The following is a 16,130-nucleotide window of genomic DNA, read 5'->3' as shown; positions in this document are numbered from 1 at the left end:
ACACGCCGGGGATTTTCGGCGTCAGATCCTCAAAGCAGGGGAATTTCCGCAGGGCAGGCGGCCGAAAACACTCAGCAAGTTCAGAGGAAGATGTCCGGCACCAGCTGATCCTCCGGCGCGCCGAGGCTGTACGGGCTGAAGTCCGTTACCCCTGCCGCCGCCAGAACTTCTTCATCCGTGTAGAAGTTTCCGCTCCGGCTGCCGTGAGCCGGGACCGCATTGGCGCCAGTCAGCACGGCGTGGGCGGCGTCGGCCATGATTTCGGGGCTGCGGGCGCCCTTGACGATTCTGTCGCCGCCGGGCATGTTGCGGATCGCCGCGGTGTCGATCAAGGTACAGGGCCAGAGCGAGTTCACGGTGACGCCGTCGGCTTTGAGTTCCTCGGCCAGCCCCAGCGTGGTCAGGCTCATGCCGTATTTCGCCATGGTGTAGGCCAGGTGCAGGCCGGCCCACTTGGGGTCCAGGTTCAGGGGCGGGGAGAGCGTGAGGATGTACCCGGCCTCGGATGCCCGCAGGGCCGGCAGCGCCATCTTCGAGAGCAGGAAGGTGCCACGGACGTTGATGTCCTGCATGAGGTCGTAGCGCTTCATGTCCACGTCGTCGGTCGCGGAGAGATCGATCGCCGAAGCATTGTTAATGACGACGTCGATCCCGCCAAAGCGGTCCACAGCGGCGCCGACAGCGCCGGCGACGTCGGCGTCGTTGCGGACGTCGCCGACCAGCGGCAGCGCCTGGCCGCCGGCGGCCTCGATCTGTTCGGCGGCGGTGTACACGGTACCCTCCAGCCTGGCGTGCGGCTGGCCGGTCTTGGCCATCAGAACGATGTTGGCGCCGTCCCGGGCTGCGCGGAGCGCGATCGCGAGGCCGATGCCCCGGCTGCCCCCGGAGATGAGGACAGTGCGGCCCTGGAGGGAACCGGCGGCCTGGTACGGCCCTGCGGCGGTGCCCGAAGCATCATTGCTTGAAGTCATGCCCACACTCTAGCGGACTGATGTTACTGACGGGTAACAAGGCGGTGCGGGAGCTTCGCGGCGGGAAAATTGTAGGTTCCCTACAGCGGCACCTGCCAATACCGTCACTAGACTTGCCAGCAGAGCCCTGCTTTTGTGGATTCCAGCCAAAGGACACAGCAGACGGGCGCCGTACAACTTAGCAACAGAGCCGGAGACACTTGATGAGCCACGATCTGACCACGACTGCGGGAAAGATTGCAGATTTCCGCGACCGCCAGGCCCGTGCCGAGCAGCCCTCCGGTCCGGAAGCGATCGCCAAGCAGCACGCGCGCGGCAAGAACACCGCCCGCGAGCGCATCGACCTGCTGCTGGACGCCGGCTCCTTCGTCGAATTCGACGCGCTGGCCGTGCACCGCTCCACCGCGTTCGGCATGGAGAAGAAGAAGCCGCTGGGCGACGGGCTCGTCTCCGGCTACGGCACGGTGGACGGCCGCCCGGTCGCGGTCTACAGCCAGGACTTCTCCGTCTACGGCGGCTCGCTGAGCCAGGTCAACGGCGAAAAGATCGTCAAGGTCCAGGAGTTCGCGCTGCGCAACGGCTGCCCGGTGGTCGGGATCCTCGACGGCGGCGGTGCCCGCATCCAGGAGGGCGTCGCCTCCCTGGCCATGTTCGCGGACATCTTCCGCAACAACGTCCACGCCTCCGGAGTCGTCCCGCAGATCTCCCTCATCATGGGCCCCTCCGCCGGCGGCGCGGCGTACTCCCCCGCCCTGACCGACTACGTGGTCATGGTGGACAAGACCTCCCACATGTTCATCACCGGCCCGGACGTCATCAAGACCGTCACCGGCGAAGACGTGGACATGGAAACCCTCGGCGGTGCCCGCCAGCACAACGCCAACACCGGCACCTCGACGTACCTGGCCTCCGACGAGGCCGACGCGGTCGAGTTCGTCCGCGAACTGCTGGACTTCCTGCCCTCCAACAACCTCGCCGAAGCTCCGGCGCTGGAGCACTCCCAGGAGCTGGAGGTCGACGACGACGACCTCGCCCTGGACGCGCTGATCCCGGACTCGGCCAACCAGCCGTACGACATGCGCAAGGTCATCGAGCAGATCGTCGACGACGCTCACTTCCTGGAGATGCAGTCCCTCTACGCCCCGAACGTCATCATCGGCTACGGCCGGGTGGAGGGCCACACGGTGGGCATCGTGGCCAACCAGCCCATGCAGTTCGCCGGCACCCTGGACATTGCGGCATCGGAGAAGGCCGCCCGTTTCGTCCGGCACTGCGATGCCTTCAACATCCCCATCATCACGCTCGTTGATGTCCCGGGCTTCCTGCCCGGCAAGGACCAGGAGTTCCAGGGCATCATCCGCCGCGGCGCGAAACTGCTGTACGCCTACGCCGAGGCCACCGTGCCCAAGCTGACCGTGATCACCCGCAAGGCCTACGGCGGGGCCTACATTGTGATGGGCTCCAAGAAGCTTGGCGCGGACCTCAACCTCGCCTGGCCCACCGCCCAGATCGGCGTCATGGGCGCCCAAGGCGCCGTGAACATCCTGTACCGCCGTGAACTCGCCGCGGTGGCAGAGAACGGCGGCGACGTCGAGGCCAAGCGCGCCGAGGTGATCCGCCAGTACGAGGAAGAGCTGCTCAACCCCTATCAGGCCGCCCAGCTCGGCTACGTGGACGCCGTCATCGCACCGTCCGAGACCCGGGTGCAGATCATCAAGGGCCTGCGCGCCCTCCGGGACAAGCGGGCCGCCCTGCCCGCCAAGAAGCACGGGAACATCCCGCTGTGATCCCCACCGGCCCAGCCACCAGCCCCCTCGAGCCAGCCACCGGGCCGGAGGCCACACCCGAGGTCCTGTTCTCGGTCGCCAAGGGAGAACCGACGCCGGAAGAGCTGGCGGCGCTGACCGCCGTCGTGCTGTCCCTGGGGCAGGCCCAGCAGGCCGCCCCGGAAAGCCCCGGTGTCCGGCACTGGGTCCGCCGGCAGCAGCTTCGGCTGGCACCCAGGCCCGGCCCGGAAGCCTGGCGCCGAAGCCTCGGCTGAGCGTCCTCGGCTGGGCGGCAGCCTGTTTCTTACCCTGCCCCGGAAAAAAGTTCAGTGACTCTTTCATAACCACCGCGGCCGGGCTAGTCTCGTCGGGTGACTACCGAAATCATCGCCTCAGACAACACTGCCCCCGCGCGCCCGCAGACCGCCATTGACGCCGTCGCCGACGCCTACACGGACTCCCTGATCCGGCTCAACCCGAGCTTCGCCACCGAGCTCGGCCTGCCCGGGCACGAGACCGAGTACCAGGACTTTTCCCCCTCGGGCCACGAGGAATTCGCGGCCGCCGCGCGCGAGGCCCTCGCGGCGCTGGACGGGCTGGAGCCGGTTGACGACGTCGACGCCGTCACCCTCGACGCCATGCACGAGCGGCTGGGCCTGCAGCTGGAAATCCACGAATCGGGCTGGCACACGGCCGATCTGAACAACATCGCGTCCCCGTCCCAGGACATCCGCGCAATCTTTGACCTCATGCCGACGGACACCGCCGGGCAGTGGGGGCACATCGCGGGCCGGGCCCACAATGTCCCCGCCGCGATCGACGGGTACATCGAGTCGCTGCGTTCGGCGATGCAGGACGGCAAGGTGGCCGCTGCCCGCCAGGTGTCGATCGTGATCGAGCAGGCCACCAAGCACGCTGCGGAAGACGGCTTCTTCGCGAAGCTCGCCGCCGGCGCCAAGACCGCGGAGGGCCCGCTCCCGGCGGAACTGCAGTTCCAGCTCGACGCCGGCACGGCCGCCGCCCGGGTGGCGTACTCCCGGCTCGCTGGCTTCCTCGAGGCCGAACTCCTGCCCGTCGCCCCGGCCAAGGACGCCGTGGGCCGCGAGCGCTACGCCCTGGCATCCCGGGACTTCCTCGGCGCCACCGTGGACCTGGAGGAGACCTACGCGTGGGGCGTCCAGGAACTCGACCGCCTCATCGCCGAACAGGAACGCGTGGCCGGGGAAATCCGGCCCGGCGCCACAGTCGAGGAAGCCAAGGAGATCCTGAACAACGATCCCGCCCGCCAGCTCAAGGGCACCGACGCCCTCCAGGCCTGGATGCAGGAACTTTCCGACAAAGCCGTCGCGGAGCTCGCCGGCGTCCACTTCGAGATCCCGGACGTCATGAAAACGCTGGAGTGCCGGATCGCACCCACCGATGAAGGCGGCATCTACTACACGGGCCCCTCGGAGGACTTCAGCCGTCCCGGCCGGATGTGGTGGTCCGTGCCGGCCGGCGAGGACACCTTCACCACCTGGGCCGAAACCACCACGGTGTATCACGAGGGCGTACCCGGCCACCACCTCCAGGTTGCTACCGCCACCTACCGCCGCGAGCTGCTGAACAAGTGGCGCCGCAGCGTGTGCTGGACCTCGGGCCACGGGGAAGGCTGGGCGCTCTATGCGGAGAGGCTCATGCAGGAACTCGGCTACCTCGGCGATCCGGGCGACCACATGGGCATGCTGGACATGCAGCGCATGCGTGCGGCCCGCGTGGTGTTCGACATCGGCGTGCACCTGGAGCTTGAGGTCCCCGAGCGCTGGGGCAGCGGCATCTGGACAGCGGACAAGGGTTTTGAGTTCCTCCGCGCCAACCTGCCGATCAGTGAGGGCCAGCTGAAGTTCGAGTTCACGCGCTACCTGGGCTGGCCGGGACAGGCACCGTCCTACAAGGTGGGCCAGCGGCTCTGGGAGCAGATCCGGGCAGAGCTGGAATCCCGCCCCGGCTTCGACCTCAAGGCCTTCCACACCAAGGCCCTGAACATCGGCTCGGTGGGCCTCGACACCCTCAAGCGCGCTCTGCTGGGGTAGGTCGCGTTCCGCGCGAACCGAAACTCGACATGGCAGTTCGCGGCAGTGTTTCCCAAAAAACACTGCCGCGAACTGCCATCTCGCGTGACCGGCGGCGTCCGGGACGAGACAATCACCACATTCCGCCCGGGAATAACTTCACAATCGGGCAGCCTTCCGGCGGAATTCCCGGGATTTGGCCGTCGCGTCGAAAATACCGCCGCGTAACATTTCTCAACATCCGTTGGTCATGCTATCTGAGACGGTCCTAGCGTGTTCCGGTGACCACTCAGACAAGCACCCCCGCACCTGCCGGAAAGACCGGGTTCCAGCTGCCCAAATGGGCCGGCTCGTTCGGCTTCCAGATCATCGCCGCCCTGATCGTCGGCCTGGGCCTTGGCCTGCTGGCCAAGTACACCGGCAGCACCAAGGCAAACCCCAACGCCCTCGGCACCACGCTGCAGACCATCGGCTCGAGCTACGTCTCGCTGCTGCAGACCGCCGTGGTCCCCCTGATCTTCACCGCCGTCGTCAGCTCAATCTCCAACCTGCGCGCCGTTTCCAACGCTGCCCGGCTGGCCTGGAACACGCTGCTCTGGTTCGCGATCACCTCGCTGATTGCCGTCCTGATCGGCATCGGCCTGGGCGTGCTGCTGCAGCCCGGCGCCGGCACCGGCATCAGCCAGGAAGCGAAGTACGCCGGCAAGTCCGGTGACTGGTGGGCCTTCCTCACCGGGCTGTTCCCGAAGAACTTCCTGGGCCTCGGCGCAAGCACCACGGTCACCGACGGCGTCGCCACCACCGCTGTGAGCTTCAACGTCCTCCAGATCCTCGTGATCGCGATCGCCGTCGGCATCGCCGCCCTCAAAGTGGGCAAGGCGGCCGAACCCTTCCTGGCCCTGAACGCGTCCGCCCTCGCCGTCATCCAGAAAGTCCTCTGGTGGATCATCCGGATCGCGCCGCTGGGCACCGTGGGCCTGATCGGCAACGCCGTGGCCGTCTACGGCTGGGACACCATCGGCTCGCTCGGCAAGTTCACTGTGGCAATCTACATCGGCCTGGCGCTTGTGCTGTTCGTGGTCTACCCCGCCCTGGTCCGCAGCCATGGCCTGTCTGTCAGGCAGTACTTCTCCGGTGTGTGGCCGGCCGTGCAGCTGGCCTTCGTCTCACGCTCCTCGATCGGCACGCTGCCGCTGACCCAGCGCGTGACCGAGCGGAACCTGGGCGTGCCCCGCGCCTACGCCTCCTTCGCGGTGCCGCTCGGCGCGACCACCAAGATGGACGGCTGCGCCGCGATCTACCCGGCCGTGGCGGCGATCTTTGTGGCCCAGTTCTTCGGCATCCAGCTGGACTTCACCCAGTACCTGCTGATCGCGCTGGTGTCCGTCCTCGGCTCCGCCGCGACCGCCGGCACCACGGGCGCCGTCGTCATGCTGACGCTGACGCTCTCCACGCTGGGACTGCCGCTGGCCGGCGTCGGCCTCGTGCTGGCCATCGACCCGATCCTGGACATGGGCCGCACCGCCGTCAACGTGGCCGGGCAGGCCCTGATCCCGGCGATCGTGGCAAAGCGCCAGGGCATCCTGGACGAAGCGCTGTACAACGCGCCGCGCAACGGCGACCCGTTCAGCGACGACGTCGACACGTCCGCCGTTGATCCGTCCGCTGCCGCAGCTCCCGCGAGTGGACGGGACGAACGCGAACTGGCCGACGCGAAGGCGTAGCTGCTGAACGAGCGTTTTACAGGAAGCGTGTACAGGAGAAGTCCCCGGGACCCCCCGGGGACTTCTCTGGTTTTAACCAACGTTGACCTAAATCCATCGGCCCAAATCCACCGGCCCAATTCCACAGCAGCCTAGCGGCCGCCGATCACACCCTTTTCGGCGGCCTTGGTGACGGCATCCGCTTCTGCCTGGGTCAGGGTGCCGTCCTTGACGGCCTGGTCCAGCCGGGGCTTCAGGGCTGCCGCATGCTTGGCCTGCTCGGCGGTGCGCAGTTCCTCCAGGGCGGCAGTGACCTTGGCTTCCTCGATGCCGAGCGATTTCGCCAGGGATGCGGCCAGGGCCTTCTCCATCGCGGCACGGTCCGGTTTCTGTCCTGGCTGCCCGGGGGCCGGCGGGGTGGTGGGCTTGTTGGCTTCGCGGAAGGCCTTCAGAGCGTCGGCGACCTTGGCCTCGTCGACACCCAGCTTGGCCGCGAGCTCCTTGGCGCGGGCGCCGAACTCCGCGCCGCCGTGGCCGTGGCGTCCACCGCGCATGCCGTAGCCGTCGGCAGGGTTGGTCCCGGGGGCACTCGAGCTGGGGGTGGGGGTGGGGGTGGGGGTGGGCGCCGTGGTGGCGGAGGCCATCCCGGCGACTCCGAGCCCGGCGCCCAGTGCCACGGCCGCCGCCCCGAGGCCGAGCGCGATTTTGGTTGTGCGTGACATGTGCTGTCTCCTGGATCTGCGCAGTGGTGACGGCGCTTGAAGCTGATGGTTCTGCTCCGCGAGCACCTCCAGTCTGCACCCGCCCCAGCAGGGATAGCTGTTTCCCAGCTTTCACTTTCCTGTGAATCCGGCAGGGATACTGTGCAGCATGGCATCGGTCGCGCGGGCGGCAAAGGTGGGTAGGCTCCGGGCATGCTGATCGTGACATCGAATGACACTCCGGGCCATCGGATCGACGCCGTCTTCGGCGAAGTCATGGGCCAATTCCGGCGGCCTGACCAATTCAGGCGGCCAGACCAATTCAGGCGGCACGGAGGTCCCGCTCAAGCCCTGACTCCACGCTTACCGGACTCCCTAAAAATACTTGCGCAGAGTGCAAACATGCACGTAGTGTAAGCGCGTGTCCACACCACCACCTCCTTCCGCCGCCCAGGCTTCGCCATCCGGTGAGTCCGGCGAATCCGGCGCCGCACCGCCATCGCGCCGCGAACTGAATAAGGCGGCCACCCGGCAGGCCATCACGGACGCCGCCATGGACTTGCTCCGCACGCGGGGTCCCGGAAACTTCACGGTGGAGGACATTGCCGAGGCAGCCGGCATATCCCGCCGCACGTTTTTCAACTACTTCGCCAGCACCGAAGTGGTCATTGCCTCGGTGACCCACGGGTTCCTGGACAAGGCACTCCAGCAGTTCCGGCTCCGCCCTGCTGGCGAGCCCATCCTGGAATCTGCGCGGGCGGCCCTGGTTGAACTCGCCGACCCCATGACAGTGGCGCCCATAGCCGAGCTGTACAGCATGGGCCAGGCGAACCCGATGCTCAGCCGTTCCGAACTGGAAGCCTGGGACCACTGCACCGTTGAGATCATCGACGCCGCCCGTGAGCGCTTCGCCCAGGGCTCCGGCGTCGAGATCGACGAACTGTACCTCCGCGCCCTCGCGGGCTCCATCATCTCGTGCGGAAAGGCCGCCATGGATGTCTGGTTCGCCCGGTGCGGCGGCGACCTCAGCCCGGATTCCCTGTCCAACCTGCGCCAGCTCCTCATTGATTCCATGAGCTTGCTCGGCTCCGGTTTCGCATCACACTCCCCCGCCACCCCTTCCCAAGATCGGCACTGACATGGCCCTATTGCTCTACCGTCTCGGCAAGTTTTCCTACCGCCACCGTTGGCTCGTCATCTCCCTCTGGCTCGCCGTCCTGGTGGCCGTCGGCGGCGCGGCGGCGGCCTTTCACGGCACCATGTCCAACAACTTCCAGATTCCGGGCACTGAAACCCAGCAGATGGCGGACAAGCTGAAGCGGGAACTGCCCAAGTCCTCGGGCGGCTCGGCCGGCATCGTGTTCGAGTCGAAGGACGGCCAATTCACCCAGGCCGGCAAAGACGCGGTCTCCGCTGCCCTGGCCAAGCTGAAAACCCTTCCCGACGTTCAGGGCACCGTGGACCCGTTCGCCACCCAGGCCCAGCTGGACAAGGCCGTCGCGGACCTTGCCGCCGGCGAGCAGCAGGCCTCCGCAGGCAAAGCGCAGCTGGACGCCTCAGCCGCCCAACTGGCCGCTGGCAAGTCCAAGCTGGCCGCCGCCGAGGAGCAGATGACCGCGGCCGGCATGTCCGCCGAGGCCATCGACGCCCAGCTCGGCCAGCAGAAGGCTGCCCTCGCGGCCGGCCAGGAAAAGCTCGACGCCGGGACCAAAGAACTTGAGGCCGGCGCGGCCAAGCTCGCCCTCGCCAAGCGCCAGCTTGAAGCCTCGCAGGGCATGCGGTTCGTTTCCGAAGACGGCACGGCGGCGATCGCACAGGTCCAGTTCAAGACCTCGATCAACGGGCTGGCCCCCGAAGTCCGCCAGCAGGTCCAGGACATCGCCCACGAAGTCTCTTCTGACGGCGTGACCGCACTGGCCAGCAAGGAAATCACCGAGGACGTCTCGGAGCTGTTCGGCATCTCCGAGATCCTCGGCATTGCCATCGCGGCCTTGGTGCTCATCGTCATGTTGGGAACCCTCATCGCCGCCGGTCTCCCCCTGCTGATGGCCCTGGTCGGTGTGGCCGTGGGCGTCGGCGGCACCTTCGCGCTCAGCAGCGCCGTCGACATGAGTTCCATCTCCCCGATGCTGGCGCTCATGCTGGGCCTCGCCGTCGGCATCGACTACTCGCTCTTCATCGTCAACCGGCACCGCGGCCAGCTCCTGGCCGGCATGGACGGGGAGGAATCCGTCGCCCTCGCCACCGGCACCTCCGGCAACGCCGTGCTGTTCGCGGGCCTGACGGTCATCATCGCCCTTGCGGCCCTCGTTATTCCGGGCCTTCCCTTCCTGGCCGTCATGGGCCTGTCCGCCGCCGCAACGGTGGCAGTCGCCGTCGTCGTCGCCCTGACCCTCACCCCTGCCATGCTGTCCCTGATCGGGCCCAGGCTCATTTCCCGCCGCGTCTGGGCCAAGGCGGAGAAGCACAACGCCGCCCCCGGCCACGAAAGCGCGGACCGTGCCCGCGACGAACGCCGCAGCAAACAGGGCTGGGGCGGCCTTGTCACCCGGCACCCGGTCCTGGCGCTGCTGGCCGGTGTCCTGCTGTTGGGCATCGTGGCGCTGCCGGCCAGCCAGTTGCGTCTCGCGCTGCCCGACGGCGGGTCCGAGCCCGTTGAGTCACAGGCGTTCAAGGCCTACGACGTCACCGGCCGCAGCTTCGGCGAAGGCATGACAGGCCCGATCGTGGTGGTGGGCGACTTCCCCGCCGGCCTGAGCGAGGACGAAGCCACGGCAAAGCAGCTCGACGTCGCCGGCATCCTCCGCGGCACGGCCAACGTCACCGCAGCCGTTCCGGTGGCATTGAGCGAGGACCGCCGCACCGCGGTGTTCCAGGTCATTCCCAAGGAGGGCCCCGCCAGCGCCAGCACGGTCAAGGTGGTCTCCGAGCTCCGCGCCGAAAAGGACCGCATCAAGGACTCCACCGGTGTCAGCATCGGCCTCACGGGCCAGACAGCCGGCAACGTCGACGTCTCCACAAAGCTCGGCGACGCCCTGCCCCCGTACCTGGGCATCGTCGTCGGACTGTCGCTGATCCTGCTGCTGCTCGTGTTCCGCTCGATCGTCGTGCCGCTGCTGGCCACGGGCGGCTTCCTGCTCTCGCTGGCGGCCGCCTTCGGAGCCGTCGTCGCGGTTTACCAGTGGGGCTGGCTGGGTCCCGTGTTCGGCGTCGAAAACCCGGGCGCAGTGCTGAGCTTCCTGCCGATCATCCTGATCGGCGTGCTGTTCGGCCTGGCCATGGACTACCAGGTGTTCATCACCTCCGGCATGCGCGAATCATTCATGCACGGGGAATCGGCCAAGCATGCGGTCCGCACCGGCTTCAGCCATGCCGCGACCGTGGTCACCGCCGCCGCCATCATCATGGTCAGCGTGTTTGCCGGCTTCATCTTCTCGCACCTGAACATGGTCCGGCCGCTGGGCTTCGCGATGGCCTTCGGTGTCCTGGTGGACGCGTTTGTGGTCCGCATGACGATTGTTCCGGCCGTGATGTACCTGCTCGGCGATAAGGCGTGGTGGCTGCCCCGCTGGCTGAACCGGATCCTGCCGGATGTGGATGTTGAAGGCGCGAAGCTCCGGCCCGCGGCTTCGGCCTCAGCCTCGGCCGACAGCGAGCCCGAGCCGGAGGAGATCGGCGCGCGCTGACACTCACGGTTGGCCGATGAGTCGCCCCAAAATCGAGTTGCCCTGAAGCCGAGTTGCCCTAAAGCCGCCCGCTGATCATTCCGATCGGCGGGCGGCTTTTTTGTGCGTGCAAGCCTGGACAGCTTGAGATCCGTTCGACGCCGGTTCCCCACCAACGCCGCAGCGGTCACATTCTGCTCATCACCTTCTGCCATCCGGCCGGAAAGCAAGCCCTGTCGGTAGTATCTCCGGCATGGAAACTTTCCTCTGGCCGGGCTGTGAGTCCACTCACGGTGAGAGACCAACGTGACTGTGCTCGTGCCAGGTGCGGGGTACAAGGTCGAATCGCCTCTTCTTTACTGGCCTGCAGAACAGTTGAGAGACCGCGGCTGGCAAGTGCAGGCAATTCGCTGGACCGACGATGATGAACCTGGGGATGACCCCCACGGGTTCGCGGCTCGTGCAGTTCAACAGGCGTTCGCCGAGTTTCCGCACGCCGACCATCGACTCATCGTGGCCAAGTCGTTTGGCACGTTCTCCATTCCTTGGGCAGAAGAGGCTCAAGTGCCAGCTATTTGGCTCACTCCTATCCTCACGGATGACGTCATTCGGCGGACACTTGCTGAAACAAGTAATCCGGATCTGCTCATCGGTGGATCCAAAGACAAGTCTTGGGCAACCGCTGCGTTGTCAGAAACCGCACCGACGTTCGTTGACATTCTGGACGCCAATCACTCGTTGGAAGTCCCGAACGACTGACGTGCCTCCTTGGCCGCGCACGTTCAGGTGTTCACTGCCATTGAGCGATTCCTAACCAGCCGACTCGTCGAACCGTCCCGCTTCCTTCACCGGTAGAAAGTGCTTCTCAAACCACGTCAAGCCTCCGGGCCGCTCAGGCCGCCAGTGAGCCTGAGGGCCGCATACGCTTGAGCGTCTTCGTGCGGTGGCGCTCGTCGCGGCGCTGGCGGCGGGAATCCGCGCTCGCTTCGCCGGCAGGCGATCCGGGCAACGGTGGCGCGGTGGAGTTGTAGGTGTGGCCTGTCGGTGTCGTCAGCTGGAGGGTGTGGCGGGGACCGGGTGCGGGGCGGGCTCTCCAGCCGGGGGTTTCTTTGGTGTGGTTGCAGGCTTCGCAGAGGCCGGCGCCGTTGTCCGTGGTGGTCGGGCCGCCGGTGTGCCAGGGAATGATGTGGTCCAGGTGGCGGATGGGCGCGTCGCAGTAGGGGGTGCGGCAGGTGTCGTCGCGGGCCTGGATGAAGCGGCGCAGGCCGGGCGGGAAGAGCCGGGCGCGGGAGTCCATGCCGACGAGGTCGCCGGACCCGGGGTGGGTGTAGAGCCGCCGGAGCCAGAGTCGGAACGCGGGGTCATCGCCGCTCCCGGCGGTGCCGCCCGGTCCAGGGCGACCGCCGGACTGGCCGTCATCGTTTCTGTCCGTGTTCGGGGCCGCGGCGCCGGGTCCAGGGGGACTGCCGCCGTCACCGCTGTGGGCGCCGGCCGTGCCGTTGATGAGGGTGCGGGCCCAGGCGGCGGGGACGGTGCCGTAGCCGGGGAGCCGGGCGGGTTCGGCACCGGCCTGGAAGAGGGTGCGGTCGGTGATGACGAGCTGGATCTCGACCCCGCTGATCCCGCCCGGGGTCCCGGTGGTGCGTTCGACCAGGGCATCGGCCATGAGCTGCCCGCGGCCCCTCGGGTCCCCGGCGGCGCGGAGGGTGTCGGCGTGCCCGCTCAGCGCCTTGTAGACGGCGACGCCTTGGGCCACGGACAGCAGGGCGGTCAGATGACACATGGTGTCGGGGGCCGGGCGGAGGCTGACGTGCCGCTCGGTGGCGGCGTGCGCGGCGCGCTGGGTCACGGAGCGGGGGTCACGCCGGTACGCGGCGGCCCGGGCCGCGGCGACCAGGGACCGGTCACCGGCGCCGGCGAACGTCCCGGCGTCGGCGGCGAGGTCGGCGTCGACGGCGGCCCGGTCCGCGGCGGTCAGGCAGGCGGTTTCGCGCACGAGCAGGGTGGCGCGCCATTCGTTGAGCTGACCGGTCTGCAGGGCGGTGAGGGTGTGGGGCATTTTGGTCACGAGGGCTTTGGCCAGGCCCAGGAGCCGGCCGCCCTTGGCCGGGGATTCGCGCCGGGCCAGGGCGATCTGCGCGCCGATCCCGGCGCCGAGCTTCTCGGCCGGGACCCCGAGCCGGGCTTGTTCGCGGCGTTGGAGCAGGTCGAAGGCCACGGCGAGCCGGGCCTGTTCCGCGGACGCGGCGGACTTCCAGTCTTCCAGTTCCCGGATCCTGTCAATGATCCCGGCACTGTCCGTGGCCATGCGCACGGAACCCAGCGGTCCGGCGGCCGCGCCGCTCCCGGCGCGGCTGAAGCCACCGTCGCCGTGTCCTGCCGGAGCCACTTCGGGCCCGTAATTGTCGTCCATGAATCCAGTGTTTCAGGGACCTCTGACAATAACGCGCCTGTACTCCTCAGCCGAAGCTAGGCGTCACGGATTGCCGGCAGACTCAGCGGTTGCGGTAGTAGTCCTTCCAGATCAGGCGATGGAGGGGGATCACCCGCGGCAGCGACCGTAGTCCGGGGATGAACGGCAACAGGGCCAGCAACGCCGTCAGCACGAACATCGTGACGACTACGAGGGCATCGGCATTGGGCGCGGACTTGAACGGTTCCACTAGGTAAAGGAGCGAGAAGAGCCACAACCAGGACTGCCCAGGCGTATCGCCGGTTTCGTTCATCACGCCCCACTGATCCCCGGAGAGGTGTTGGCTGGCCGCAAGATCCGGGAAGTAGCCGCCGTCGCCCAAAAAGAGGAGGCCGCGCGTGTAGTCCATGTTGTAGAAGTTTCCACCGTTCTGCAGCACGCCGTCCAAACTGCCTTGGCGCGCCATATCCAGCAACGCTCCGGTCAGTGCAGGGACCGGGCCATAGTCGCCGTCGCCCACCTGGGCCGGGTCGTTATCCGGCGCAGCGGCAAGGGCGTCCGAATAGGCAGCTGCCCAGGCTGAGCGCTGCTGATCCGTGGCGGCCGTCCAGCTCGCCAGCTCTGCCGGCGGCGACGGCAGCGTCGCCAGCGGGGCGATCACGAAGTCATTGGCGGTATCAACCGGAAGGCGGACGCCGGAGAGGCTTTGAAGGTCCACGGGGCCGATCTTCTGCGTCGCGTCCGGGGTCGAGTTGTAGGGCGGCCCGTATCCGGCAGTATCGCTGGTGCCGGCAAGCTCTTTCGCGGCGGTGCCAACGAAATCCGCGGGGGCGGCCGTGGCCCACGTCTTGAGGCTCACGCTGGGCTCATCAGGGGACCCGAAGATGGCGGACACACCGAGCACGAGCAGGCCGACCACCACAACGCCGATGATCAGTTCTTTGATGAGGTCATATTCGCGGACGCTGCCCGTCCAGGGCCTGCTGGCAACGTCGTCCGCCTTCCGCCAGGAGGTACTGCTGCTTTTCCTGGTCATTGCACTGCGCCCCCGGATTCGGTGGCCTTCGGAGGTTCGGTGGCCTCCGGGCGGTTGTGAAGCAGCTGGGCGTCGGACTGCGCGGCATCTAGTGGAGGTGCAACGCCGTGGACCCGGACCAGCAGGACGTGCAGGACCACCACAGCGCCCACGGCCAAGGGCAGCAGCGTGACGTGCCAGGTGAAGAGCTGACCGACGTTGGCCACATTGAACCAAGCGCCTACTCCGACCGCGTTCAGCGCATCCTTCGCTTCGAAGGCAATCCACTGCGAATCGAAGTTCGTCTGGAGCAGATACCCGGTGAAGGCCGCCACGATGGAAACGACAAAGGAGATCACGCCGGTGATCCAGGTCAGGACCCGGCCCCCGCGCCAGGCCGCCATCCAGAATTTCAGCCACAGGTGCACCACCATGAAGATGAAGAAGAACTCCACGCTCCACAAATGCGTGCTGTTGACGAAACTCCCCAGCGAGGACACGTGATACCACTGGGGTCCGTTCAGTCCCAGCACGATCCCGGAAACGATGATCCACAGCAGGGACGCGATCGCCCCCATGCCGAATACGTACGCCCAGGATGCCACAAAGCTTGGCTGGTCCTCGGGCAAGAGTTTGTCCGGCGGAAGCTTCCTCAGGAGCCACCGGCGGGCCCTGCCGGTCAAGGTGCGGGCGTCTGTTTCATCGACCTGCGCGCCGTGTCCCGGTGTTGCAGGGGCAATCATTTCCGCCGCTTCCCTCCGGGAAAAGGCAGGACCAAGGCCAGGATGAACAAGATGATCATCACGACGATCACGATCAGGTTTCCGGATTGGATGGTGAAGCCGTCCCAGCCAAAATATGTTCCATCACCAACCATGCCAACGCTTGCCACGAGCCATCCAGACATGAGCTGCTCGATTCTTTTTAGGATGCCGGTTCAACTCCACCACTGTCACGTATCCGCAAACAGGGTCTTCTGCCCCGTCCAGGCGCCCATCCGGGACCCCGTGTGGCTGTGCTGCGGTGGATTAGGCTGGAACGGTGACCCGCCTCATTCTTGCCTCCCAGTCCCCCGCCCGCACCAAGCTGCTCAGCCATGCCGGCATCCGGCACGAGGTCCTCGTCTCGGATGTGGACGAGGACGCCGTCCAGGCCAGCTATGGCGTGACGGATCCGCATGACACTGCCCTCCTGCTCGCCCGGGCCAAAGCCGAGGCCGTCGCTTCGCTGCCCGAGGCGGACGGTGCAATCGTGATCGGCTGCGACTCGGTCTTCGAGTTCGACGGCGAGGCCCACGGCAAGCCCTACACGGCCGACGTCGCCCGCGAACGCATGCTCCGCATGAGCGGCAGCATGGGTGTCCTGCACACCGGCCACTGGCTCGTGGACTGCCGCGACACGGACAGCGATACCGATGACGATACCGACGGCGAAGGGGCGGACGACGACGGCGCCGGCACCGCACGCGGCACCGGTGCCACCCTGGGCTCGGTGTCCTCCGCCGAGGTGCACTTCATGGAGATGAGTGCCGAGGAAATCGAAACTTACATCGCCACCGGCGAGCCGCTCCAGTGCGCCGGCTCCTTCACGATCGACGGCTATGGCGGGGCGTTCATCCGCAAGGTCGACGGCGACCCCCACACCGTCGTCGGGCTCTCCATCTCTACCCTGCGCGCGCTGCTCGGCCAGGCAAATGTGGGCATCACCGAGCTCTGGACCGGCGGGGCCGTGGACCCGGCGGACGTCCGCGCCGAGTGAGGACGCAGTAAAGACAGAGTAGAGACAGAGTGAGCGCGGAGTGAGCCATTTCGCCGCCCTTTGTGGCAACCCTACAAAGGAAGGGCC

14 protein-coding genes are annotated in these 16,130 nt (G+C 67.1%); 8 read left to right on the top strand and 6 right to left on the bottom strand.

From position 1 onward, the window contains the following. Positions 1 to 80: 80 nt before the first annotated feature. Positions 81 to 971 carry an SDR family oxidoreductase gene (locus AC1DR1_RS11930; protein ID WP_476992636.1) on the bottom strand — a complete coding sequence of 297 codons (891 nt, stop codon included), beginning with the start codon at positions 969 to 971 and terminating at the stop codon, positions 81 to 83. A gap of 203 nt (positions 972 to 1,174) precedes the next feature. Between AC1DR1_RS11930 and AC1DR1_RS11925 the strand changes: the two genes are divergently transcribed. From AC1DR1_RS11925 to AC1DR1_RS11910, 4 genes are all read left to right on the top strand, one after another. Next, on the top strand, positions 1,175 to 2,758 hold the full coding sequence (locus AC1DR1_RS11925; RefSeq protein WP_229993782.1) for an acyl-CoA carboxylase subunit beta: 1,584 nt from the start codon (positions 1,175 to 1,177) through the stop codon (positions 2,756 to 2,758). Next, complete coding sequence (locus tag AC1DR1_RS11920) at positions 2,758 to 3,012, top strand: acyl-CoA carboxylase subunit epsilon (RefSeq protein ID WP_414645537.1); 255 nt, start codon at positions 2,758 to 2,760, stop codon at positions 3,010 to 3,012. Before AC1DR1_RS11925 ends, AC1DR1_RS11920 begins: the two co-directional genes overlap by 1 nt. A 96-nt stretch (positions 3,013 to 3,108) precedes the next feature. Beyond that, on the top strand, positions 3,109 to 4,809 hold the full coding sequence (locus AC1DR1_RS11915; protein ID WP_476992635.1) for a DUF885 domain-containing protein: 1,701 nt from the start codon (positions 3,109 to 3,111) through the stop codon (positions 4,807 to 4,809). Between the two features lie 260 nt (positions 4,810 to 5,069). Beyond that, positions 5,070 to 6,512, top strand: a complete 1,443-nt coding sequence (locus AC1DR1_RS11910) for a dicarboxylate/amino acid:cation symporter (RefSeq protein WP_364747301.1) — start codon at positions 5,070 to 5,072, stop codon at positions 6,510 to 6,512. A 131-nt stretch (positions 6,513 to 6,643) separates the two neighbouring features. On the opposite strand, the gene AC1DR1_RS11905 is transcribed toward AC1DR1_RS11910, so the two are convergent. After that, positions 6,644 to 7,213: a hypothetical protein gene (locus AC1DR1_RS11905; protein WP_476992634.1), complete on the bottom strand. Its 570-nt coding sequence runs from the start codon at positions 7,211 to 7,213 to the stop codon at positions 6,644 to 6,646. Between the two features lie 400 nt (positions 7,214 to 7,613). On the opposite strand from AC1DR1_RS11905, the gene AC1DR1_RS11900 reads away from it, so the two are divergent. The 3 genes from AC1DR1_RS11900 (at position 7,614) to AC1DR1_RS11890 (ending at position 11,616) form a co-directional block, all read left to right on the top strand. After that, a complete protein-coding gene (locus AC1DR1_RS11900; RefSeq protein WP_229993237.1) occupies positions 7,614 to 8,330 on the top strand; it encodes a TetR/AcrR family transcriptional regulator in 717 nt (238 codons plus the stop codon). A gap of 1 nt (position 8,331) precedes the next feature. Then, complete coding sequence (locus AC1DR1_RS11895) at positions 8,332 to 10,878, top strand: MMPL family transporter (RefSeq protein WP_476992633.1); 2,547 nt, start codon at positions 8,332 to 8,334, stop codon at positions 10,876 to 10,878. Between the two features lie 285 nt (positions 10,879 to 11,163). Further along, positions 11,164 to 11,616, top strand: a complete 453-nt coding sequence (locus tag AC1DR1_RS11890; RefSeq protein WP_364747295.1) for a hypothetical protein — start codon at positions 11,164 to 11,166, stop codon at positions 11,614 to 11,616. Positions 11,617 to 11,749: 133 nt separating this feature from the next. On the opposite strand, the gene AC1DR1_RS11885 is transcribed toward AC1DR1_RS11890, so the two are convergent. The 4 genes from AC1DR1_RS11885 to AC1DR1_RS11870 all read right to left on the bottom strand — a co-directional run bounded on the left by AC1DR1_RS11885 (position 11,750) and on the right by AC1DR1_RS11870 (position 15,192). Beyond that, complete coding sequence (locus tag AC1DR1_RS11885) at positions 11,750 to 13,270, bottom strand: HNH endonuclease (RefSeq protein WP_476992632.1); 1,521 nt, start codon at positions 13,268 to 13,270, stop codon at positions 11,750 to 11,752. Positions 13,271 to 13,352: 82 nt separating this feature from the next. Then, on the bottom strand, positions 13,353 to 14,306 hold the full coding sequence (locus AC1DR1_RS11880; protein WP_476992631.1) for a hypothetical protein: 954 nt from the start codon (positions 14,304 to 14,306) through the stop codon (positions 13,353 to 13,355). Next, a complete protein-coding gene (locus AC1DR1_RS11875; protein WP_476992630.1) occupies positions 14,303 to 15,028 on the bottom strand; it encodes a cytochrome b N-terminal domain-containing protein in 726 nt (241 codons plus the stop codon). The genes AC1DR1_RS11880 and AC1DR1_RS11875 overlap by 4 nt, the downstream gene beginning before the upstream one ends. Beyond that, the gene (locus tag AC1DR1_RS11870; protein ID WP_223914108.1) at positions 15,025 to 15,192 is read right to left on the bottom strand and encodes a hypothetical protein; all 168 of its coding nucleotides are present in this window, start codon (positions 15,190 to 15,192) and stop codon (positions 15,025 to 15,027) included. Before AC1DR1_RS11870 ends, AC1DR1_RS11875 begins: the two co-directional genes overlap by 4 nt. A 134-nt stretch (positions 15,193 to 15,326) precedes the next feature. Between AC1DR1_RS11870 and AC1DR1_RS11865 the strand changes: the two genes are divergently transcribed. Further along, positions 15,327 to 16,043: a Maf family protein gene (locus AC1DR1_RS11865; RefSeq protein WP_476966517.1), complete on the top strand. Its 717-nt coding sequence runs from the start codon at positions 15,327 to 15,329 to the stop codon at positions 16,041 to 16,043. Positions 16,044 to 16,130 lie beyond the last annotated feature (87 nt).

The organism is Arthrobacter sp. P4_F10, from assembly GCF_056401435.1.
Note: the sequence above shows the minus strand (reverse complement) of the source record. Positions and strands in the feature narration are given on the sequence as shown.